General features: G+C 52.7%; 16 protein-coding genes. 3 read left to right on the plus strand and 13 right to left on the minus strand.

What is annotated here, in order from left to right:
• The first annotated feature begins 81 nt into the window (after positions 1 to 81).
• Positions 82 to 825 (plus strand): hypothetical protein, encoded by a 744-nt coding sequence (locus tag ACLU9Q_RS09020; protein WP_296833633.1) that lies wholly within the window; start codon positions 82 to 84, stop codon positions 823 to 825.
• On the opposite strand, the gene ACLU9Q_RS09025 is transcribed toward ACLU9Q_RS09020, so the two are convergent.
• Positions 764 to 1,681 carry a DMT family transporter gene (locus ACLU9Q_RS09025; RefSeq protein ID WP_302592161.1) on the minus strand — a complete coding sequence of 306 codons (918 nt, stop codon included), beginning with the start codon at positions 1,679 to 1,681 and terminating at the stop codon, positions 764 to 766. The two genes, ACLU9Q_RS09020 and ACLU9Q_RS09025, sit on opposite strands and share 62 nt — an antisense overlap.
• A 150-nt stretch (positions 1,682 to 1,831) precedes the next feature.
• On the opposite strand from ACLU9Q_RS09025, the gene ACLU9Q_RS09030 reads away from it, so the two are divergent.
• Positions 1,832 to 2,506: a YczE/YyaS/YitT family protein gene (locus ACLU9Q_RS09030; RefSeq protein WP_296833627.1), complete on the plus strand. Its 675-nt coding sequence runs from the start codon at positions 1,832 to 1,834 to the stop codon at positions 2,504 to 2,506.
• 152 nt (positions 2,507 to 2,658) lie between these two features.
• Here the strand turns inward: ACLU9Q_RS09030 and ACLU9Q_RS09035 are convergent, their stop codons facing one another.
• The 4 genes from ACLU9Q_RS09035 to ACLU9Q_RS09050 all read right to left on the minus strand — a co-directional run bounded on the left by ACLU9Q_RS09035 (position 2,659) and on the right by ACLU9Q_RS09050 (position 7,636).
• Positions 2,659 to 3,297: a bifunctional 4-hydroxy-2-oxoglutarate aldolase/2-dehydro-3-deoxy-phosphogluconate aldolase gene (locus ACLU9Q_RS09035; RefSeq protein ID WP_296833624.1), complete on the minus strand. Its 639-nt coding sequence runs from the start codon at positions 3,295 to 3,297 to the stop codon at positions 2,659 to 2,661.
• A 162-nt stretch (positions 3,298 to 3,459) separates the two neighbouring features.
• A complete protein-coding gene (locus tag ACLU9Q_RS09040; RefSeq protein WP_412625062.1) occupies positions 3,460 to 4,947 on the minus strand; it encodes a tagaturonate reductase in 1,488 nt (495 codons plus the stop codon).
• Between the two features lie 46 nt (positions 4,948 to 4,993).
• Positions 4,994 to 6,475, minus strand: a complete 1,482-nt coding sequence (locus tag ACLU9Q_RS09045) for a UxaA family hydrolase (protein WP_296833618.1) — start codon at positions 6,473 to 6,475, stop codon at positions 4,994 to 4,996.
• A 96-nt stretch (positions 6,476 to 6,571) separates the two neighbouring features.
• Positions 6,572 to 7,636, minus strand: coding sequence for a zinc-binding alcohol dehydrogenase family protein (locus tag ACLU9Q_RS09050; protein ID WP_296833615.1), 1,065 nt, complete (start codon positions 7,634 to 7,636; stop codon positions 6,572 to 6,574).
• A gap of 304 nt (positions 7,637 to 7,940) precedes the next feature.
• On the opposite strand from ACLU9Q_RS09050, the gene ACLU9Q_RS09055 reads away from it, so the two are divergent.
• A complete protein-coding gene (locus ACLU9Q_RS09055; protein ID WP_412625064.1) occupies positions 7,941 to 8,597 on the plus strand; it encodes a GntR family transcriptional regulator in 657 nt (218 codons plus the stop codon).
• 204 nt (positions 8,598 to 8,801) lie between these two features.
• Here the strand turns inward: ACLU9Q_RS09055 and ACLU9Q_RS09060 are convergent, their stop codons facing one another.
• From ACLU9Q_RS09060 to ACLU9Q_RS09095, 8 genes are all read right to left on the minus strand, one after another.
• The gene (locus tag ACLU9Q_RS09060; protein ID WP_296833689.1) at positions 8,802 to 9,941 is read right to left on the minus strand and encodes a sodium ion-translocating decarboxylase subunit beta; all 1,140 of its coding nucleotides are present in this window, start codon (positions 9,939 to 9,941) and stop codon (positions 8,802 to 8,804) included.
• A 518-nt stretch (positions 9,942 to 10,459) separates the two neighbouring features.
• Positions 10,460 to 10,660: a hypothetical protein gene (locus ACLU9Q_RS09065; protein WP_296906713.1), complete on the minus strand. Its 201-nt coding sequence runs from the start codon at positions 10,658 to 10,660 to the stop codon at positions 10,460 to 10,462.
• Positions 10,661 to 10,705: 45 nt separating this feature from the next.
• Positions 10,706 to 12,805: a glycoside hydrolase family 3 C-terminal domain-containing protein gene (locus tag ACLU9Q_RS09070; RefSeq protein WP_296841266.1), complete on the minus strand. Its 2,100-nt coding sequence runs from the start codon at positions 12,803 to 12,805 to the stop codon at positions 10,706 to 10,708.
• A 153-nt stretch (positions 12,806 to 12,958) separates the two neighbouring features.
• Positions 12,959 to 15,886, minus strand: a complete 2,928-nt coding sequence (locus ACLU9Q_RS09075; RefSeq protein WP_412625067.1) for a glycosyl hydrolase 115 family protein — start codon at positions 15,884 to 15,886, stop codon at positions 12,959 to 12,961.
• Between the two features lie 120 nt (positions 15,887 to 16,006).
• On the minus strand, positions 16,007 to 17,650 hold the full coding sequence (locus ACLU9Q_RS09080) for an extracellular solute-binding protein (protein ID WP_296835887.1): 1,644 nt from the start codon (positions 17,648 to 17,650) through the stop codon (positions 16,007 to 16,009).
• 56 nt (positions 17,651 to 17,706) lie between these two features.
• On the minus strand, positions 17,707 to 18,588 hold the full coding sequence (locus ACLU9Q_RS09085) for a carbohydrate ABC transporter permease (protein WP_296835884.1): 882 nt from the start codon (positions 18,586 to 18,588) through the stop codon (positions 17,707 to 17,709).
• A 16-nt stretch (positions 18,589 to 18,604) separates the two neighbouring features.
• The gene (locus tag ACLU9Q_RS09090; protein ID WP_296835883.1) at positions 18,605 to 19,549 is read right to left on the minus strand and encodes an ABC transporter permease; all 945 of its coding nucleotides are present in this window, start codon (positions 19,547 to 19,549) and stop codon (positions 18,605 to 18,607) included.
• A gap of 270 nt (positions 19,550 to 19,819) precedes the next feature.
• Positions 19,820 to 23,434 carry a glycoside hydrolase family 2 TIM barrel-domain containing protein gene (locus ACLU9Q_RS09095; RefSeq protein ID WP_296835879.1) on the minus strand — a complete coding sequence of 1,205 codons (3,615 nt, stop codon included), beginning with the start codon at positions 23,432 to 23,434 and terminating at the stop codon, positions 19,820 to 19,822.
• Positions 23,435 to 23,467 lie beyond the last annotated feature (33 nt).

A 23,467-nucleotide genomic window follows, 5' to 3' on the forward strand; every position in this document is an offset into this window, starting at 1 on the left:
ATACTTTACAAAGATTTAATACACTTTTTTTTCAAACCATGGTAAACTGTTAAAAGATATCAGAAAGAAAGGGATACACAAATGAATATTGATGACAAAAAGACAGCGCTGGACGACGATTCGCTCCTCTACCAGAAGCGCGACGATTCGCTGAAGAAGAAGGATACTTCCAATTTAAGCCGCTCGCAGAAGGCAGGTTATTTCAAAGATTACTACCTGCGGACGGTCATCGTTGTCATCATTGCGGTTATCGCGGTCGCCTCGCTGGTGTATACGATGTTTTTTCGCCACCAGACCACGATCCTGTCCGTCGCCTTTATCAATGAGGCTTGGCTGGTGGACAACACCGGGCTGGACGACGCTCTGCGCGAATACTATGAACTGACAAGCGACGATGAGCTGCTCGACTGTTCAAACTACAGCCTTGACGAATACGGCGATCAGATGAAGCTCACTACCTTGATCGCTGCGCAGGCCGTCGACATTCTGGTCTGCCCGGAAGATCAGTTTAATGAGTATTCCGAACATGGTTATCTCGCCGACCTCTCCGAGCTGCTTCCTGCGGATCTGTACGGCCAGTTTGCAGATCAGATCATGGAATCCAGTGAGATAGAGACCGATGATGACGGCACCGTTCTGAATACCCTTCCCGCCGCCCCGCACGGCATCGACATTTCTGACAATGCCGTCTACCAGGCATACGGCGGTATGGGCGAAAAAGCAATCCTCTGCGTGCTCACAAACACCGAGCGCACAGACAACGTTATCCGTTTTCTGGAGTATCTGCTTTCCCCGGCTTCTGCGGAAGCTGCGCAAGCAGAATAGCCGCAAACATCAGCACACAGCCAAGCACCTCTCTTGACGACAGGTTCTGGTGCAGGATCACCATGCCTGCCAGCACAGAGATCACCGATTCAAGACTGAGTATAAGGGATGCAACCGTCGGGTTCATCCCTTTTTGTCCGATGATCTGCAGGGTGTAGGCAACGCCGCAGGACAGCACGCCCGCATAGAGGATCGGCTGCCAGGCCGCCAGAAGCTGACCTAATTGCGGCTTTTCAAACAAAAACATCGGCACCGCACAGATGATGCCGCTGACAAAAAACTGGATGCAGGACATCGTAACCCCATCCACCAGCGGCGAAAAGTGGTCGATCACCATAATATGTACGGCAAACAGCAGCGCGCCGAAAAATACCAGCACATCTCCCCTGCCGATCGTCAGCTCTTCGTTGATACACAGAAAATACAGACCTGCAAGCGCGAGCAGCACACCGATCCACACGGAAATCCCGCATTTTTTCCCGAAAAATATGCCAATGATCGGCACGATCACAATATAGAAAGCGGTGATAAAGCCTGCCTTTCCCACCGTTGTATAGGCAATTCCGATCTGCTGCAGAGAGCTTGCCGCACACAGGGCTATCCCGCAGCAGACGCCTCCAAGGATCAGATTTCTTTTCGCCCTTGCAGGATCCTCCGGTTTCTTTTCCGACGGATTGATCTTTTTCAGCAGCGCAATGCAGGGCAGCAGCACAATTCCGCCTATCAAAGAGCGCACCGCATTAAACGTAAACGGTCCCACATAATCCATGCCAACGCTCTGCGCCACAAACGCCACGCCCCAGATCAGCGCCGTCAGCAGCAGAATCAAGGAATTTCTGATTTGTAAATTTTTCATAATGTCACATCCTGTCCTTCATTTTCCTCCTCCGTCCCGCTTTTGCAGATCCGGAGTTTTTCCTGCTCTATTTTATAAGACATTCCTTGAAAAGTCTACCTGTTTTTGCTATCATAACTAAAAGAATATATAAGGGGATTTAAGAATAAGATGAGTAAACAGACATTCGCATCGGATACCAGAAAACGCAGCCCAAAGGAATGGGTACAGGGGCTTGCAACCCTCTTCATCGGACTGACCATTGCCCATCTGGGCGTCAGCCTGTTCCTGCTTTCCGAGCTTGGATCGGATACCTTTACCGTAATGATCCAGGGCATTTCCCTTACAGTCGGTCTGAGCATAGGCACGGTACACGTCATTGCACTGATCCTTCTGATGATTATTATGCTCCTGACCACCAAAGGCTATGTCAAGCCAGGTACTGTTGTCTGCGCATTTTGCGGAGGCTGGATTATCGATTTCTTTTTGTGGCTGTTTAAAGGCAGCGTCACCGCTGCTTCCCCGATGTGGCTGCGCCTGCTTGTTATGCTGGCGGGATGCATCATCCTGAGCCTGGGGATGTCCATAGTTATCGAAAGTAACAGTGGTACCGGCCCGAATGATCTGATTGCTATTATACTGACAGATAAACTAAATGAAAAGACAAACGTTCAGTTCCAGTTTGTCCGCATTGCCTGTGATGTGTTTTTCGTAGTGCTCGGCTTCCTGCTGGGAGGAAAATTCGGTATTGGAACTATCGCAGCAGCCCTCTTTATTGGTCCCGCCGTGCAGTTCTTCCTGCCAAAAAGCCGTGCAATTATCCATCGGTTCTTTCCGACGCTCTGAGTGATTTCCGGAATGATTTTTGCATCTCTTTCCGGTGGACATTAAAGACCTACAGGACCTGCCACCGGCAGCTCTCTTCGGATGCATGGCAACATAAAAATCCCTGCATTTCAGACAATGCGTCTGCCGTGCAGGGATTTTTGAATCATCTATTAACCTCTGATTTCTGCTGCAAGTGCAACTGCTTCTTTGGTCATCTCACGGATCTTGTCGAACTCACCGGCTTTGATGAGATCGCCCTTTACCATCCAGCTTCCGCCGCAGCAGAGGATCTTGTCGCACTCCAGATAGCTGCGCAGATTCTTTGTGCTGATGCCGCCGGTCGGCATGAATTTTACCATCGTATACGGTGCAGCCATTGCCTTGATCATCGCAACGCCGCCTGCCTGCTCTGCCGGGAAAAATTTCACAACCTTCAGACCACGCTTTACAGCCTGCGCCACCTCAGACGGCGTGATGCATCCCGGGAATACCGGAATTTCCTTGCTGATGCAGTAGTCAACGATCTCCGGATCGAAGCCCGGGCTGACAATAAATTTCGCGCCAGCTCCCACTGCACGGTCTACCTGGTCGATCGTCAGAACCGTGCCTGCGCCTACCAGCATGTCCGGATACTTTTCCGCCATCAGACGGATGGATTCCTCTGCGGCATCCGTGCGGAAGGTCACCTCTGCGCACGGCAGACCGCCCTCAACCAGCGCCTCAGCCAGCGGCAGCGCGTCCTTTGCGTCATTCAGCACGACTACCGGCACAACGCCAACCTCTTTGAATTGCTCTTCCATAGATTTCATGATAATTCCCTCCCTGTAATTTTCATTTAAAAATGATGCCCTGAACTTCCAAGTCACGCTTCCCCACGCCAGCGCGAAATACATGACTTTTTGTCCCTGGCATCATTATATCAGATTATTCTGCGTCTGTCAGCACAAGTTTATGTATAATTTGCGCCAAAACTACGCCAATACACGCTTCATTACTTCGTAGGTTCCGTCTTTTTCGATCTGCTCCAGATAATCTGCAACCGCCGCCTCAAAGCCCGCGATCTCGCTCAAATCCTCTCCCCAGAAAGCGGTGTTCGTGCAGACTGCATATGCCAGCTCCTTTGCAGAATCATCCTTGTGCGCTGCATAGAATTCCAGAATATCTCTGTCGTCATGGATAACATATTCATTTTTCTCTCTACTTCCAACCAGACCTTCATCCGTCAGCTTCTGTCCATGGTAGAATGCGATATAGAACGCAAAGGAGGCTGTGATGCACTTCGGAAGGCTGCCGAATTTTGCAACATATCCTTTCAGGCTCGGCATCACGCGCGCTTTCCACTTAGAGGTGGAGTTCAGAGAGATCGACATCAGCGCATGGTCAACAAACGGGTTGTTGAAACGGTCTGTCACGGACGCCGCAAACTCCTTCAGCTCATCCTCCGGCAGCGTCAGCGTCGGGATAATCTCGTCGTAGATCGTCTTGTTCATAAAGCCGTTGATCACTTCGTCATTCATGCAGTCACGCACGATATCCTGTCCTGCAAGATAAGCGCCAAGCACCATGGAGGTGTGCGCGCCGTTCAGGATGCGGACCTTTCTCTGCTTGTACGGCTTGTGGTCGTCGCAGATGATGACCGGCAGCCCCGCCTCCTCAAACGGAAGCTCCTTCTTCATCCACTGCGGTCCCTCGATTACCCAGAGGCCAAACACCTCGCCGACATCCAGAAGGTTGTCCTGGTAGCCAAGCTCTTCGCAGATTGCCGCGGCGTCCGCTCTCGGATAGCCCGGAACGATACGGTCAACCAGCGTGGAGCAGAATACACATTCCTCTTTCAGCCAGCTCTTAAATTCCCCGCCAAGCTCCCACTGATCCGCATACAGATTTACACACTTCTCCAGCTCTTTTCCGTTGTTATCGATCAGCTCGCAGGAAAGGATGATGATGCCTTTGCCTTTTTCCTGTCCGAACTTCTGGAAGCGGCGGTACAGCCACTGCGTCAGCTTGCCCGGATAGCTTGCTGCCGGAACGTCGGTAAACTGGCAGGACGGATCGTACTGGATGCCTGCCTCGGTCGTGTTGCAGACTACAAAACGGATGTCTTCGCTCTCCGCATAGGCAAGCACTGCATCATATTCTTTGTACGGATTCAGACATTTGCTCACGCAGGAAATGATGCGGCGGTCGTCGATCTTCTGTCCGTTTTCATTTCCGCGCAGGATCAGCGTGTAAAGTCCCTCCTGCTCGTTGATCATATCTGCAAGCCCCGGAGCGATCGGCTGGCACAGAACCACCTTAGAGTTAAAGCCCGCCTTCTCATTCATCTTATCGATCCAACACTCTACAAACGCGCGCAGGAAATTTCCTTCGCCGAACTGAAGTACTCTCTCCGGAGCTTCCTTCAGCAGGTATCCGTCATAACCCATTTCTTCCAGTGTTGCATAGCTTAATTTTTTCATTATTCTCTATCCTTTCTTTATGATTATGAAAGTCTCACATCTCTCATCACAACGTCACGCCCTGCTTGAAAATTGCCATATCGTGGAAGCCCTTCTCCTCTGCTTTCACTTTCTTTCCGGAGGCAACCTCCATCACGTAATCAAAAAGCTGTTTTCCCATTTCGTCCAGGCTGGTGTCCTCCACCATCACGCCGCAGTTGAAGTCGATCCAGTTGTTTTTCTTCTGCGAAAGCCCGGTATTGGTGGAAATCTTCACGGTCGGAACAGGCGATGCGAACGGCGTCCCGCGCCCGGTGGTAAACAGTACAATATGCGCGCCGCTCGCCGCCAGCGCCGTGGAAGCCACCAGGTCGTTACCCGGTGCGCTCAGAAGATTTAAGCCCTTCTCGCTCACCGGCTCGCCGTATTTCAGTACGCCGCGCACAGCCGCGCTTCCGGATTTCTGCGTACATCCCAGTGATTTATCCTCCAGAGTCGTGATACCGCCCTTTTTATTTCCCGGCGACGGATTCTCGTAGATCGTCTGATTATGGGAAGTAAAATAATTCTTAAAATCGTTGATCAGATCAACGGTCTTTTCAAATAACTCCGGCGTCTCGCAGCGGTTCATCAGAAGCGTCTCCGCTCCGAACATCTCCGGCACCTCGGTCAGGATCGTCGTGCCGCCCTTGGAGATCAGAATATCGGAGAAACGTCCCACTGCCGGGTTTGCCGTGATCCCGGAAAGCCCGTCGGAGCCCCCGCACTTCATCCCGATGATCAGCTCGCTTGCCGGGATCGGTTCTCTCTGAAAGCTTCCCACATACGCCGCCAGTTCTTCAATCAGCTTCAATGCCTCTTCAATTTCATCCTCACACTCCTGTGCCACCAGGAATTTCACGCGTTTCTCGTCGTACTCCCCGATAAACTTCTTCAGCTCATCAATGTTGCTGTTCTCACAGCCAAGCCCGAGCACCAGCACGCCGCCCGCATTCGGATGATTCACAAAATCCGCCAGAATCCGCCGGGTATTGTCCTGGTCGTCGCCCATCTGGGAACAGCCGTAAGGGTGCGTAAAGGAAACAACCTCCTCCACGGAACCTCCGACATATTTCTGTGCCTGCTTCTCAATCGCCTCCGCCACGTTGTTTACACAGCCGACGGTCGGGATGATCCAGATCTCATTGCGGACGCCCACCCTGCCGTCCGGTCTGCGGTAGCCCTGGAAATAAGCCGCCTCCGTCTCCTCCAGCGTCGTATCCTGCTTGTCATACGTGTAGGTGAGCAGATCACCAAGTCCTGTTTTTACATTATGGATATGCACCCACGCCCCACACGGGATGTTCTCCTTTGCATTGCCGATGGAGCAGCCGTATTTTATCACAGGCGAACCTGCCGCGATATCCGTAAGGGCGAACTTATGTCCCTGCGGAATATCTTCCCGTAAAATAATGGTACTGCCATCGATCTCCGCTGTTTTCCCCTTCTCCAAAGGCTTCAGCGCCACCGCCACAACATCCTTCGGATGGATCCTAATATACTCTCTCATGACATTCCCCCAACTTCAAATTTTAGTAAACAGACTTACCAGACCGAAAGTACATATCTGCACACAGGTCTGCAAAAACAGGTTCATTATAAAAGCCTACTGCGGATCTGCAAAGTGAATAACGACCTTTAGCTTATTTGCCCCGAATCTGCTGAATTCCTCAAATGCCTCAGCCGCTTCATCAAGAGAATACTCCGAACGTTTTTCCGGTTCCATTGCTCCTTTGTTCATAACAATCTTCTCCAGATCTGCCCCACCATTTTTTACCAGATCGATCAGCTCCAGAAAATCTTTTTTCAGTGCGTTTCTGGAACCGAAAATATTCAGTTCCTTCTTCTGGATTACAGTAAAATCAAAATCCAGCTTCTGCCTGCCAACGCCAATCTGTACTACGCGCGCTCCATAGGCTGCCGCGTCGATACAGTTCTGGAAGGTGGACGGAAGTCCGACCGCCTCAATCGTCACGTCAAAGCCGTGGTGCCCGCCAGTCACTGCGTTTACCTTATCCATGAAGGTATCCGGGTCGTCGTTCAGGATCATACCTGCAAGTCCAAATGTCTCATATGCATATTTCAGCTTCGCCTCTGCAACGTCTGCGATATAAACCTCTCCGCCCTTTGCCTTCGCTGCGATCGCAGCCAGAACGCCGATGGTTCCCGCGCCAACTATCAGCACCTTATCGCCCGGCTGCACATTTGCTCTGGATACGCCGTGATAGCTGATGCAGAACGGTTCGATCAGCGCAAGCTGTCTTGGAGAAAGCCCCCTGCCATCGTAAATTCGCTCGACCGGCATAGTGATGTACTCCGAAAATACACCGTCCCTCTGCGCGCCAAGCGTCTCATTGGATTCACAGCAGTTGACAAGCCCGCGCTCACAGGAATAACAATGCTGACAATCGAAATAAGGATTTCCGGTAACTATCATCCCCGGTTTCAAGCCCCTGTCGTTCTCTCCGATTTCTACGATCTGCGCCGAAAATTCATGTCCCGGAATTCTCGGATAACCGGCGTACGCGAAGGTCCCGCGATAAGTCCCAAGATCGCTTCCGCAGATACCGCCGTAAAGAATCCTCAGAAGCGCTTCCCCCTCTTTTGGGGATGGCTTTGCGATTTCCACGATGCTCACATTCCCCGGTTCATGAATGAGAACCGCTTTCATTTTTTCTCCTGTTCTTCTTTCTGTTGTATACAACATATATCACCTCACTGTTTTTGTCAATAGGTTTTTCTTACTTTTATTTTATCTGTTTTCTTTTCTTATGTTTACTAAATTTTTCATTACCATTTCCTTTTTCGTGGTTCATGTTGTATACAACAACGGCACATGAATTTCAGTTGCCGTCCGTTATATTATCTGATATACTTAACGTATGCAGCACATGATTTTCCGGGTATCACGTCAACGGCAAAATCCTTTCGTCTATCCGGGAACCGTCTGATTTAAGAAAGCAGCAGGAGCAAACATGGGTAAAGAACCTTTAAAGCATCAGGCCTATCAGATCATTAAAGATAACATTGTAAACTGCGTTTATGCGCCGGGAACCGTTATTAACGAGGAGCGCATCCGCGCGGAAGTCTCTGCCAGCCGCACCCCTATCCGCGACGCCCTCAGTCGTCTGGAACAGGAAGGTCTTGTAAAAATCCTCCCCAAAAAGGGCGTTGAGATTTCCAGGATCACCGTCCACGATATTAACATGGTATATGAGGCGCGCAATCTGTTGGAACCCTATGTAGTGAAAAATTACGGGAACCGCATACCGCCGGAAACCTACATGCATTATTATCGCCTGTATTCGGATTATCTGAATAAGAAAATTCCGGTGTACTCCTATTCCGACATGGATGACAGCTTTCACCAGCTATTTATTGATGCCTGCGATAATTCCTATTTTATCAATCTATATTCCACGATCGGCAACCAGATCCGCCGTACCCGTATCCTCTCCGGTCAGACCTCCACGGATCGTCTGCACGAAACGATAGAGGAGCATATCGCGGTCGTAGAAGCCGCTCTGAAAAATGACTGGAAGGAAGCCGCCAGCGCCATGGTGCACCATCTCTCCAGATCCAAAACCGTTATGTTTGATTATATTCTCAAGGAAACAGAGGGCAGTGAATAAAACGCTCCCCTCTGTTTCCTTCTTTTTTATTTTATTATATACGAAATAGCTTCCACCTGTACAGATGGCAAATTACCTTTTTCCAATTCTGCCAAGCAGATACACGATCGCCATGATGATCAGCGCCACGGCGAAGATTCCTGCCATGCCCTTCCACATAATTTCCAGTGCAATCAATATATTATCCATTCAAACCACCCTTTCCTATCCCAAAAATCCCGTTACAAGGTTGATCACAAGACCGCCCGCCACAACCGAAGCGATCTGTCCGGAGACGTTCGCCCCCGCCGCATGCATCAGCAGCACATTTCCCGGATCCTCCTCCATCGCCATTTTCTGTACAACGCGCGAGGACATCGGGAATGCGGAGATGCCCGCGCCGCCGATCATCGGATTGATCTTTTCTTTCGTAAACAGATTCATAAATTTGGCAAGCAGGACGCCTCCGATCGTATCGGCTACAAAGGCGAACACGCCGATCACCAGGATCAGCAGCGTCTCGGCCGTGACAAAGCGCTCCGCCTTCATGCTGAAGGAAATCGTAATGCCGAGCAGCAGCGTGATCAGATTGGAAAGCGTATTCTGTGCTGTCTCTGACATCGTTCCAAGTACACCGCACTCGCGGATCAGATTTCCAAACATCAGAAATCCAACCAGCGCCACTGAGGACGGAGCCACCAGACCTACCACGATCGTCACTGCGATCGGAAAGATGATCCTAGTGAGTTTACTTACCGAAACCGGATTGTAATTCATGCGGATCTGCCGTTCTTTTTTCGTCGTCACCAGGCGAATCGCAAACGGCTGGATCACGGGGACAAGCGCCATGTAAGAATACGCCGCCACCGCGATCGCTCCAATGTAGTCCGATTTTAAAATCTGCGATACAAGAATGGATGTGGGACCGTCCGCCGCCCCGATAATACCGATGGAAGCGGCATCCTTTAAATCAAAGCCAAGTGCCACCGCAAGCAGTATCGCCGCAAAAATACCAAACTGCGCGCCGGCTCCAAACAGAAACATCTTCGGATTTGACAGCAGCGGTCCGAAGTCGATCATCGCCCCAATCCCGATAAATAAGAGAATCGGCATCGCCTCTGACGCCTCAATTCCCACCTCAAATAACCACTGAATGATTCCCTGCGTCTCGCCGACTCCCGGCAGCACCTGGTTCAGCACTCCGCTCGCCGGCAGATTCACCAGAATCGCGCCGAATCCCATCGGCAGCAGCAGCGCCGGCTCATAGCCCTTCTTCACTGCCAGCCAGATCAGCAGAGCGCCGATCCCGTACATGACGACCTGCTGCCAGGTCAGCATCTGGATTCCTTCCAATAAAAACTCCATCTTTTCCTCCTTCTTTCCGGTAGCGTACAGTTCCATTTTTCTTCGCCGTGCACCTCGTGCGCTCTGCGCACTCGGTCGCGGGCTTCGCCCTATTAAGCCATCGGCAGCTCCAGCCGTTTGCGTGCTTGCACGCACGGCCGCTGCCTCTCCCCCGCCTCTCTTCTTCGCCGTGCTCCTCGTGCGCTCTGCGCACTCGGTCGCGGGCTTCGCCCTATTGAGACACCGGCAGCTCCAGCCGTTTGCGTGCTAGCACGCACGGCCGGTTCTGCCGATGGCTTAGCACGGCTCATTGCTTTTGCGAAAATAAAAAAAGACTTTTACTGCAATTTCTCACAGTAAAAGTCTCGCTGTTTCAATCTTTGACGAATAACGCACGTTATTGTACTGACGACCAAAGATACATAGAACCTATGCCGCTACTCCCTTTTATATTATTTTTATACACCATGCAAACGGAAATGTCAACTGCGAGATTGCAAGAGCACAGAAGATCATTTTTGATTAATTTTATAATATTCTCATATTGTATCAAGAATCCATATCTGCCAACAGCCAAGCCATCCATCCCAGCCGTATTCTCCTTCGCGCGCCAGCCCGGATGCCATCCGCGGGTACTCCATGATGCGCATGAGATGCGAATAGGTAAAGCCCTCCAGCCCCACCCAGCTCCTTCTTTCATCTCTGTTGTCTCCTTTGCAGGGCAGTATCCATCTCCGCAACACACTACGGCGCCAGGCTAAAAACCCGGCGCCGCAATCTTCCCCTTACAAGCTGTAATCTATCTCCGCCGGAGCCTTTCCAGTCAGCTCGCGGCTGCGCGCATCCGGCTGGCTGACGCCCGCATAGATCGAAAAATGCGTTCCGTCCATGCGGCGCATGCCCGTTTCGTCCACCACCGTGAACGCCCGTGCGGATACCGGCATTTCCACCGTCACCGTCTCGCCCGCCTGCAGATGGACGCGCTTAAATGCCGCCAGCGCCGGATTCGGAACTGCATTGGCACTGTCCGTACATTTTACGTAAACCTGAAGCACCTCATCAGTAGCGGTCGTTACGGCGTTTTCCGCCGTCACCTCCAGCACCATTCCCCTGAAAGCAGAGCCGCTCTTAATCTGTGCATCCGTCACACGCACGTCCCCGTAGGTCAGCCCGAAGCCAAACGGATACTGCGCTTCATGCTCCATGTAGCGGTAGGTTCTGCCCTTCATGGAATAATCCTCAAACTCCGGAAGCGCCTCCAGTGTCTCATAAAAGGTTACCGGAAGCTTTCCGGAAGGAGATACCTCGCCGAACAGCAGCTTTGCGGCTGCGCTTCCACCCTGGCATCCCGGATACCAGAGCTGCAGGATCGCGTCAAAATGCTCGCGCGCATAGCTTAAATCCATATCGCTTCCACTCATCATGCAGAGCACCACCGGCTTTCCGGTCGCCGCCACAGCCTCCATCAGATCGCGCTGCCCCTTCGGAAGCAGAAGCGTTTCCTTGTCACCGGAAGCGTAGCTGTTTCCGGTATCGCCCTCTTCGCCCTCCAGCGTCTCGTCAAGTCCCACGCAGAGGATCACCACATCACTGTTATCTGCAACAATCTGCGCTTCCGTCAGGCGGTCGCCCGCAAAGGCAAGCTTCTCTGTGCGATCATCCGACAGCGCGCAGCCTGCGCTTGTCAGCACGCGCACCTCTTCTCCAAGATAGTCCTGCAGCCCCTGCTGGATAGTCTCATAGCGCGATGCCGTTCCGTGATAGTTTCCGATCAGCGCCGCCCGGCTGTCCGCGTTCGGCCCGATCACGCCCACCGTCCTGATTTTTTCTTTGTCAAGCGGCAGAAGCCCATCGTTTTTCAGAAGCACCGCACTCTCCAGCGCCGCCTTCTCCGCCAGCGCCAGATGCTCCTTCGATTCCACCTCCGTATACGGAATGCTGTCATACTCGCTGCCGTCAAACAGACCGAGCATAAACCTTGTCGTAAACAGGCGCACCGCCGCCGCCGTGATAGTCTCCTCGGATACCAGCCCGTCCCGGTAAGCGTGCAGAATATGCAGATATGTATTTCCGCAATTTAAATCGCAGCCGCTGTTGATTGCCATCGCCGCCGATTCCTTCGCCGTCGCCGTCAGCATATGGTGCTCGTGGAAATCGCGGATAGCCCAGCAGTCCGAAACAAAATGTCCCTCAAAGCCCCATTCTTCGCGGAGGATTTTCTGCAGCGCCGTGCTGGCACAGCACGCCTCGCCGTTCGTGCGGTTGTAGGCGCCCATGACCGCTTCCACATCCGCTTCCTTCACCAGCGCCTCAAACGCCGGAAGATATGTCTCCTCCATATCCTTTGCCGACGCCTCCGCATTGAACTCGTGGCGCACCGCCTCCGGTCCGGAATGCACCGCAAAATGCTTCGCGCACGCCGCCGCCTTCATCGTCTCGCCTTCGCCCTGCAGACCTTTTACAAATGCCACGCCGAGGCGGCTGGTGAGATACGGGTCCTCCCCGTACGTCTCATGACCGCGTCCCCAGCGCGGATCGCGGAAAATATTTACATTCGGGGACCAGAACGTCAGCCCCTTATAAATGTCACGGTCTTCCTTTGCTGCATAGGCATTGTATTTCGCACGTCCCTCCGTCGCAATCACATCAGCAATCTCACCGAGCAGCGCATCGTCAAAGGTTGCGCCAAGCCCGATCGCCTGCGGAAATACCGTTGCCTGTCCGGCTCTCGCCACGCCGTGAAGCGCCTCGTTCCACCAGTTATACGCCGGAATCCCAAGTCTCTTAATTGCCGGGGCGTCATAGCGGAGCTGACTCGCCTTTTCCTCCACTGTCATCTGCGCGACCAGCGCTTCCGCCCGTTTTCTTGCGTCTTCTCTTTTCATATTCTCCCGATGTTTCCTTTCTCTTTTCTTTCCCGGCTTTTTGCATCCCCGCAGCGCCAAAAGAGCCAGCTTATGTCACACAAAATATAAATCCTGCCTCCATTTTCTGCGCTGCCGCGATGCTGCGCCGTATGCCGGAACGTCTCCGAAGGCTTACGCCTTTCGATAGCTTACGTCCGGTCCCATATAAGAGGATTTTGGCTGCCTGTCCGGTGCATAGATCTGCAGGCGCTCCAGAACCACACCGGCTTCTCCGGCATAGAGCGTAATGGTATTGATGCCCTTTTTGAGCTGCACCGGCAGCTTCGCACAGTGCTCCTGATTAAGCACTGCCCGGCACCATTCCTCACACTCTGTATCGCCTCCGCGATAACCCTCTCCGATCAGCGCCAGCGCCTGTACCTCTCCGCTGTTTATGCGCACACCGGTCTGCAGAGAGCCGCCGTTTACCAACGGATTTGCCGGTGAAGTGCGTATTTCCAGGATATAGGTCTGTTCCTGCTCCGCCCAGATTTCATACATAAGCGCAGGAGCGCTGCCGTTCTCCCAGTCCGCTTTCCCGTAATCCGCCGTGGTCGGGCAAACCTTCATGCCGCTTCCGTACTTTCCGTAATCCGCCAGCCGCTCAAAGGATGCCCTGCCCTCTTTGTACACGCCTCCAAGCTTTACGGAAAAGTCCGCTGCGTTCGCTACGCAGAGACCGTCCTGCATCACATATGCTCCGAACGGTACCTTCGCCATGCTTTCGTTTCTGCACAAAATACGAAGCTGGACGGATTCCCGCTCAGTGCGGATATTGCAGGCAAACTCTGCCTCCTGTCCGACCGGAAGCTTCTCCCGCAGGAAGGTGATCTCCACCTCGTCAAGCAGCTCCGTGCTGCCCTCGCGCGCGGAAAATTCCAGGTAATCGCAGCTTTCCTCTATCTTCCATTCTACGCTTCCCGTACCGCCGTTGGCAATCTGTATCGTCACTTTTTCTTTTCCCGCATACCGGAAATCGTCGATCACAAGCGGAATCGGGAAATACTGGTTCGTGTAGCTTCCTGTGCCGTCCGCGCGCGACACCGTCAGACGAGGCTTTTTCGGAAGCGTCACCACATGCTGCACCGGGTAGCGCCAGTCCTCGTCGTTCCAGTTCACAAAGCCGATGTGCTCCTCCAGCTCCATGCCGCTCCATTTGCCGCCGTTAAACGTCCTCATGCGCTCCGCAAGCTTTGCATCCTTCTGTATGCACGCCTGCATTTTTTCGCCGTACACATTCGCGACCGCCCTGCCCTGTGAAGCATACAGGTGATTCATGCCCGAGAAAAGATGCATTTTCAAAAGATTTGCACTTCCCGCCGCCGGATAGTAGATCATACTGAAATAAGCTTTTTCCGCCGGTGTGCCGGTAAGCTCCGCAAGAAGCTGCTCCGTTTTCTGCTCCAGCTCTTCGCAGCGCTCCAGCATCCTTCTTCCCTCATTGTAGTGAGCGGGATGATAAATCGTATCATTCAGCGCCTCCGGACGCCGGTAGCTGTTCAGCCGCACCGATTCCTCCAGCACCCAGGTGATCTCCCGGCACTGCTCTTCAGAAGCATAAGCGCCGAACTGCTTCTGCACCCACTGCGCGGTGTATTCCCGCACCTTTTCGGAGGAACCGCCGCCCCAGGTTTCAAAATCATAGGCAAGCTCCATAAAATATCCCAGCGGATACTCCTGGAATTTTACGTCGCCCACATTCACGATCCAGAGATTTCGGACGCCGTACTCATACGCCTCGGTCATCTGCTCCCAGATCCGCACAAGCGGCGTGGAATTTACCCACTCGAAGGAGATCGGCGATCCGTGGTAATCCACATGGTAATACATGCCGAAGCCGCCCGGATGCTGCCGCTCCGACTCCTGCGGAAGCGCGCGCATATTACCAAAGTTATCCTCGCAGAACAAAAGCGTCACGTCTTCCAGCTCGTCAAAGCCGCGGATGCCGGCAATCCTGCCGTCCCCAAAGTAGTAGTCCTCCACCTCCTTGTAGATTGCAAAGAGCTGCGGTACCTTTTTCAGATCAGGGTTGACATGCTGTGCGAGCAGCTTTCGCTGGTTAATAATAATCTCCTTTAGCTGACGGACATTTTCCGCAATCGTCGCGTCGTCGCCGAGCAGCTTACTGTCGCGCTCGCCGCGCATTCCGACGGTCGGGAAAATCTGCTCGTCCTTCACGCGCGTCAGACCGTCCTCCCAGAATTTCAGCAGTCCCTCTTTATTTACATCATAATTCCATTCCGTTCCGTAGGGAGAATTTTCCCCCTTGAAAATGGAAAATTCCTCTCCGGAGCGCATACAGGGCTCGTGGTGCGACATGCCGATATAAATGCCGTATTCCGTCGCAAGCTGCATGGAAGCGATGCCCGGTCCGTCCAGAAGGAAGGATGAGGTCCACATTGCCGGCCAGAGATAGTTTCCCTTCATGCGCAGAAGATACTCAAACACATGGTCATACATCTCCGCCGTAAAACCGTTGTAATGCGAAAACGTCCATTTCCCGAAGCAGGGCCACTCGTCGTTGATGAAAAAGCCGCGGAATTTTACTGACGGCTCCTTCGAGATACCGCCGGAAACCATTTTCACCAGATGTCCGTCAGACGCCTTTTCCCCCGTCCGCTCATCGGTCAGAAGCGCGCTTTCCCACACAGGCGGCGTGACGTCTCCCCAGAATCCGAGCGCTGTCACCCCAAGCAGCTCGGAAAGATGGAACATGCCGTAGATCGTGCCGGTGCGGTCACTGCCCACGATCACCAGCGCGCTCTCCACGCCCTCCATCGGATGTTCCGCAAGGTAAAAACCGTAGCTCTCCCATCTGCCGGAGAGCGTTTTCAGCTCCGGTATTTTTTCCGCGAGAGCGTCCGCCAGCGTTCCTTCCCCAAGCGTCGCCGCCAGAACAGCCTGCCCGCAGTCTCCGTTTGCATCCGTCTGCACGGATGCTCCCGTCGTCCTTTCAATATCCTTTGCAACCTTCTCCCGGATTCTGCACAGACCTTCTCCCGCCTGCTCATCCAGAATCATATTAATCGTCGTATCCTTACTGAATTTTATATAAGCCATAATATTCTCCAAAGAATTTTTTGTGATAAGCTAATAACGCATTTACATGAGATACAAGAGGCTGCCGCAGTCTCCCGCGGCAGCCCCTGCTTTAATGGCTCAGCATCCTACTGCTATTGCTTAGTATCCAAGCACATCCTTTGTATCATTGAAAATTTCATTAACCATCTCTACGTACTTAGATGCTTTCAGATTGTCCATACACTCTGTTACATAAGCATCCCAGTCTGCATCGAGGTCCTTCTTGCCGGTGATGAACTCCAGCGCGGAGGTATTTACATAATCCATCAGCGGAACCTTGATAAGGTTCAGGTCTTCCTTCTGAAGCTCGTCTGCCAGTACCGGCGGCATAAGCTGTACCGGTTCCTTATTTGCATTGATTCTCTCGTTCCACTCTTTTTCACCCTCGGTAAACTTGGAGAGCTGGATGAAGGTATTTCCGCCGTATGCAAATACACCGCCGCCAAAGCCATAGTCTACGTTGAGCTGCTTCTCTGCGCCTGCATTGAAGCCGTTGTAGTAAATGTCCTCATTGAGTACGATATTTCCGTCAGCATCCTTTGTATAGGTCTCGCCCTCAACGCCCCACTGGCTCAGCTCGTGACCTTCATCGGAGTACCACAGCCAGTCGATGAAGCGAAGCATCTTGATGAATTCTTCTTCGCCCAGCTCATTCAGCGCGTTTGTGCTGATCATAATACCGTTCTCCAGACGTCCTGCGCCGCTGGAAACCTTCACATTGCCTGCCGGACCTGACGGTGTGGTCATGAAGTACAGCTCTGCGCCTTCATCTGTTACCTTGTTGTTCGCAATGATATCAGACAGGATCTGATAGTTGGATGCCAGCACATAGGAGTCGCCGCGGAAGAATTTCGCCTGTGCCTGTGTGGAATCCTGTGTAAAGGTTTCCGGATCCAGGATACCTTCCTCATACAGCTTGTGGAAGTATGTCAGGAACTCTTTGTACTCTTCTGTTGTATCTGCGAAATAGAATTCGTTGGTGTCAAAGTTGAATTTTGTACCGTCCTTCAGTCCCCAGTCGCCGCCGTCCTGGGAGTTACCAGCCGTTACATTATAGGTAATTGCCGCGATGTTCATTGTGCAGCCAAACTGGAACTGGTCGGACCAGATGTTGTCTTTTCCGGTGTATTCCTGCACCAGCTTCAGCGCCTCATAGAAATCTTCCCATGTCCAGGTCGGCTCTGTGCTCATGTCAACGCCTGCCGCCTCGAAGATATCCTTGCGGATGATGAGAGAGTAGCCGCCTGCCACTTCTTCCCACATACCCGGAAGACGGTAATATTTACCATCGGCTGCGTAAATCTGCTTCAGGTCCTCTTCCATGCCCCACTCCTCTACCTGCTTGGAGTAGTTCGGCATATACTGTACCCAGTCGCTGATCGCAACGACCTGACCGCTGTCCTCGTAGGGTGAAGAATCATAGATCTTCGGAATGATGTACGGAGCGCTTCCGCTGTTTACCATAGCGGATACCTTATCGTTGTAGTCTGTTCTTGCTACGGAAGTAAGGTCGAAGGTAACGTTCGTTCTCTCCTCGATCGCGCTCCAGAGACGCCAGTTCTCATCCAGCGGATAGTTCTCATGATCAGAGAACATCATGGTATACGTTACCGGTTCGTCGGAATGGAAGGTCGTGTCCACACCGTAGGTGTAGCCCTCCGCCTCCTCTGCGGATGCCGTTACGCATCCCACTGCGCCAACCATAGCTGCCGCCATTGTCAGTGCCATTAATTTTTTGTTCATACTTCTTTCCTCCTTGTTTTATTTATAAAAGCATCTCTGTGCTTTGTATAACATGTTTAACCTTTTACCGCACCCATCGTCATACCCTGTACAAAGTATTTCTGTACAAACGGATATACGCAGATGATCGGCAGAGATGTCAGTACCATTGTTGCGGATTTCAGCGTTGCCTGCACGCTGCTTGCCTCTCCGCTGGAACCGATGTCCACATTGTTTGCGCCCTCTACGAGTTGGCGTACCCACAGCGAGATTGGCTTCAGGGCATCGTCGTCTAAGTAAAGGAACGGACCGAACCATTCATTCCACAGACCAACCAGATAAAACAGCGTCATCGTTGCCAGGATCGGCTTGGAGAGCGGCAGGATGATCTTTATAAAGATTCCGTAAACGCCCATGCCGTCGATGGAGGCAGCCTCCTCCAGCTCCTCCGGAAGTCCGGCGAAGAAGGATTTCATAAGCAGCAGGTTGAAGGTGCTGATCGCGCCCGGAAGCACTACCGCCCAGATGGTGTTGCCAAGATGCAGCCACTGTGTAACAAGAATATAGTTCGGGATCAGACCGCCGGTGAAATACATCGTAAATACAACGAACGGTGTGAAAAACTTATTCAGGCGAAGCTTTGATTTCGAAAGCGGGTAGGCGAGCAGCGCCGTTCCGAATACCGAAATTGCCGTACCGATCACGGAATATATGATGGTGTTTCCGTAGTAACGGAAGAACCGGTTGTCGCTGAGCAGATATTTGTAAGTGGCGGTCGTAAATCCTACCGGGAGAAAGGTAACCTCTCCGGCGGCAACTGCCGTGTCACTGCTGAAGGACTGCGCTACCAGATATATGAACGGATATAAGGTAGCAAACACGACCAGAATCATGATGATGGTATTAATCACCTGGAATACGCGGTATCCCGTTGAAACCTTGATTTTTGAATTTTCCATCTGTCCTTTCTCCCTTCTACCACAGTGATGTTTCTGTCAGCTTCTTTGACAGATAGTTCGCCGATGTTACCAGCACCAGACCAATAACTGCGGAGAACAGGCCAACCGCCGACGCATAGCTGAAGTTTCCTCCCGAAATACCCATGCGGTATACCAGTGTATCGATGATGTCCGCGCGGGACTGTGTGAGCGGGTTGTACAAAAGCAGGATCTTCTGCATGTTGCTCGCGGTAATGATGTTTCCGATATCCATAATGAGCAGCGTCATGATCGTCGGAAGGATGCCCGGAATTGTTACATGGATGGTCTGCTGGAACCGGTTTGCGCCGTCCATTTCCGCCGCCTCATAAAGACCCGGGTCGATGTTTGTCATCGCCGTAAGGTAGAGGATCGTGCCCCATCCCAACGCCTGCCAGATGCCGGACCCTATGTACACGGTATCGAACCATGCCGGTTCTGACATAAATGCGATCTTGTCCAGTCCAAGGGACGCCAGCAGCGTGTTGATCGGACCGGTGGAGGAAAGAAGCTCTTTTACCATACCGCAGACAACTACCAGAGAAATAAAGTGCGGCAGGTAGGAAATCGTCTGCACGATCTTCTTCCACCATTTTGTTCTGATTTCATTGATTAACAGTGCGAAAATCAATGTTGCCGGAAAACGTACAAGCAGATATCCGATACTTAAGCGAAGGGTGTTCCAGAATGCCTGCCAGAAGTTGCTGTCTGTCAGGAACTGTTCAAAGTAACGGAATCCAACCCATCTTTCACCGAAGATGTTCGGTCCGCCTTTATAGCGGCGGAAGGCTATGATATTTCCAAGCATCGGGATGTACTTGAAAATAACGTAGTACAGAATCGGAAGAATCAGAAACGTATAAAGCTTCCAATTCTTTTTCACATGGCGAAGCAGCGATTCGTCATGCTTAAGCTTTTCTTTTTTTGCTTTCGTTTGTGCCATTTTGCTACATCACTCTCCTTTTTTTCTCTTTCAGCCCTTCTTTTTTCGTCGTGTTGCACATTTTCCGCTTTTGGTGGGTTCATTATATGTCAAATTCATGCTCTTTGCATCAAATATATTGCTTTTCGTTGCGCATATATTGCTCCTATTTTGTCTCTTTCCTATCCGTATTGTGCATCAATCACAAAATTTTTGCTCTATTTTTGTGCAAAAAGCACTTTTCCCACCCGACAGCATCGGATGGGAAAAAGCAAAATCAGCGTTATTTGGTTATTTTTTAAACTTCATCCATTCAAAGTCAAAACAGCTTCCGGGAAGGAATACAAATCGTACAGTCTGCTTTCCGCAAATATTGTCAAGGGCAAAGGTCTGCACCGGTTCGCCCTGCACAAATTCCAGCATCCGCGTCTCCTCCCCCGCTTCCGAGGAAAAGCGCAGGACAATGGTATTTTTCTCATGCGGCGTACTTCCGCAGATGGTGATTCCGGCGGTTCCCCCCTGTCCAAAATCCAGATCGTGGAATTCCAGAGTTACGTTGTTGCCGATTTCACGCACCTGCCCGTCCGCCACGGTAAAGCTGTCGCCGTAAATCTGATCACACTGTACTGCCGCCAGCTTTTCGAAGGCGCGGTTTTTCTTCACAAAGGAAAAGCCCTTCAGATGAATTTTTTTCTGCAGCACGAAGCAAATACTGGTGACACCGCGCAGCCATTTGTTTAAGCGGTAGGTTTCCTCCTGGTAGGTGTTCCAGATGGACGGCTTCTGGTAGATGACGTCCGCGATCAGCTCCGCCCCCGGCTCTCCCGGCATTCCCTCGTAAATCTTAATTTCATAAGGCTCATCGGAGAGTGCGAAAATCGGCAGGCAGATCTCGTCGGAGCCTTCAAAGCCAAAATCCAGCTCGCGGTAGCCCACCTGCGTCTCGCCGTCGCGCGCGGTAGCGACACCGTGTTCGTTGCCGTTTCCGGCCTCCCCTTTGCTGTAGTCGTAAAGACCGCCGCTCACAAACGAATAGGGATCGCGGAACGCTTTTCCAAGCCCGCTAACTGTAAATTCTATCTGGGAGATAATGCGCACCTTCCCCGTTCCGCAGCGCGACATGCAGCGCAGGCGGAAGCTTCCGTCGCTCTTCGCGCGCACATGCGCCGTCTTTCCGTCCGCCTGCAGCTCGGCGAGCGGCGACGGAATGCCTGCATCGTCCACGATCCTCCAGATTACTTCCTGGTCGTCAGCATTTTCCGGGCAGATCTGTGCCGTCACCGCCGTCTCCGGGATTTCCGTGGAAAGCAGATTGCCTGCGCTGCTCGTCAGGCGGATATTACGCACAGGGATCCCGGCGGCTTTTCGGCCGGCAGCCCATGTTTTTTCTGCTCCGCTTTCCGATTTCAGGCAAGCGCCTGCCAGATCCCCGGCCGTCGTTTGCTGCTTCGCAATGTTTTCGCGCGCCGGGATTTCTGCAAGATATGCTTCCGGGGCGATCCCTGGTACCACAACGCCCTCCTTTACCAGAACAGTAAGACTGGCCTCCGGCAATCCCGGCGAGGACACCTGCACGCGCATCTCGCCTGCCTGTGTGCCTGCCTTCACGACCGCCAGCAGCTTTCCGCCAAACAGTCTGCGGCAGCCCATCTTGTAGCCGTCCGTCTCCGTGCTGTCGCCGTTGTCGCAGCCGACCAGCGCCCCGGCGCCCGTCACCGTTACCTGCACGCGGTTATTGGCATTTTCCACCGGATAACCGTCCGCGTCCGTCATGGAAATCTGCAGAAACAAGAGGGCATGCCCGTCTGCCCGCAGCGTCTCTTTCTCCGGTGTCAGCACAATGTTCGCCGCCTCCCCAAAGGAGTGGTGCGCATCTTCCGCCAGAACGTTTCCGTTTTCATCGCGGGCGATTGCCCGGATTTCCCCTTTTTCGTAAGGAACCTGCCAGTTGCCGGAGAGCGTCGTCCCGTGCGCGTGATCGATCTCGCAGACGCCGCAGCTCCTTCCGTTCAGAAACAGCTCCACCTTCGGAGCGTTGGTGTACGCGCGCACATCCACAAGCTGTCCCTCGTTGAAATCCCAGTACGGGAACAGGTGCACCATCGGCTTCGCGTCTGCACCGGACCACTCCGCCTGATAGAGATAGTACGGATCCTTCGGAAATCCCGCCGTATCGATCTGCCCGAAGTAGGAATTGCGGGTGTGATACGGCGTCGGCTCGCCGATATAATCAAAGCCGCTCCACAAAAACTGCCCGCAGGAATACGCGCGGTCACGCTCCGCGATCACGCACGCCTCCGCCGATTTTGCACCCCAGCTCGTCGTGGAATTGCCAAGCGCCGAGCACTGCTCATCGTCGTCCGCAAGCACGAACTTTTTGTAGGGGAAATGGTAAATTCCACGGCTCTGCACCACCGAAGAGGTCTCGCTTCCGTAGATGATCCAGTCGGGGTGCTGCGCGTGATGGCTATCGTAATATTTTTCCCCGTAGTTGTAACCGATCAGCTTAATGACGTCCGCACATTTCTGCGTATTCTCCCACGGCATATAGTTTGAAGCAAGCGTGGTCGGCGCATTCTGCCTCGGATCGTGCTTTTTCACTTCCGCCATCAGCGTTTCCATCCACTTCTTTCCCCGTTCCCCGGCGTGGGTGTCGTGGATCTCGTTTCCAACGCACCACATAATCACGCTCGGATGGTTGCGATCACGGCGGATCCAGCTTGCCACATCGCGCTCGTACCATTCCGGGAAAAAGCGCCCATAATCATACGGCGTCTTAGAGGATTCCCACATGTCGAACGCCTCGGAAATCACCAGAAGCCCCATCTCATCCGCCAGCTCCATCGCTTCCTTCGCCGGCATGTTGTGCGCAAAGCGCACGGCATTTGCGCCCATCTCTTTGATGATCGCAAATTTCCGGCGCATCGCCTGCTCATGGAAAGCCGCTCCCAGACAGCCCAGGTCGTGGTGCTCGCAGACACCATTCAGCTTCAAATGCCTGCCGTTGAGAAAAAATCCCCCGTCCGGCCGGTAGGCGATCGTGCGGAAGCCTACCCGCTGCTCCTCCGTCTGCAGAAGCTTCTCTCCCTTAAAGAGGCTCACGCGCAGAATATAGAGATTCGGGTTTTCCACATCCCAGAGCTTTGGCTGCTCCGCCAGCAGGCGGACGCTGTGAACCGAGACGCCAGTCTGTCCCTCCTTCGGTTGAATGCTCCATGTGCCCTGCCGCACCGGGAACGCGGCGCCGGATACATCCAGAAGCTCCGCCGTCACGGTAAGACCGCTGCCAAAAGCCTCCACGTCAAGGTCGATGTTCCAGATGGCAGTTTTTTCTGCGCTTTCAGGGTCGTTTCCTGCCGCCATCTCCTGCGATCGGTCGCAGTCGTTTCCTGTCGCTTCTGATCCGGCACAGGCAATGCAGACCGCGCCGTCCTCCGGCTCGGCATGAAAATAGATCCCATCAGACACAAGATGCTCCTGCGGCAGCTTTTTCAGCCACACATTGCGGTAAATACCCGCACCGGAGTACCAGCGGCTGTTGGGCGCCTGGAAATCCACCGAAACCCAGATTTCATTTTCTCCATTTTTCAAAAGCGGCGTAATATCCAGCTCAAATGCGGTATAGCCGTACTTCCACTCACCCGCCTGCACGCCGTTCACATAAACACGGCTGTCCATGTAGATGCCGTCGAAGCGCAAAAACACAAATCTCTGCTCCTCTTTTTCTATCGTAAAACGCTTGCGGTACCAGCCGGTACTGTCCTCATAAAGATGATCCGTGTCATAGATCAGCCAGTCATGCGGCAGTCCAACCGGTGAAAACGCCTGCTCCCGCTCCTTCATTTCCGAAAGTGTCGTGTGCAGAGGCTGCCTGCTAAATTCCCATCCATCATTAAACAGCATCATCCATCTTCTCCTTTTGCTCATTTAAGAATCATT

Origin of the sequence: Marvinbryantia sp., from assembly GCF_047017445.1 — a bacterium.
Classification (GTDB): Bacteria; Bacillota; Clostridia; order Lachnospirales; family Lachnospiraceae; genus Marvinbryantia.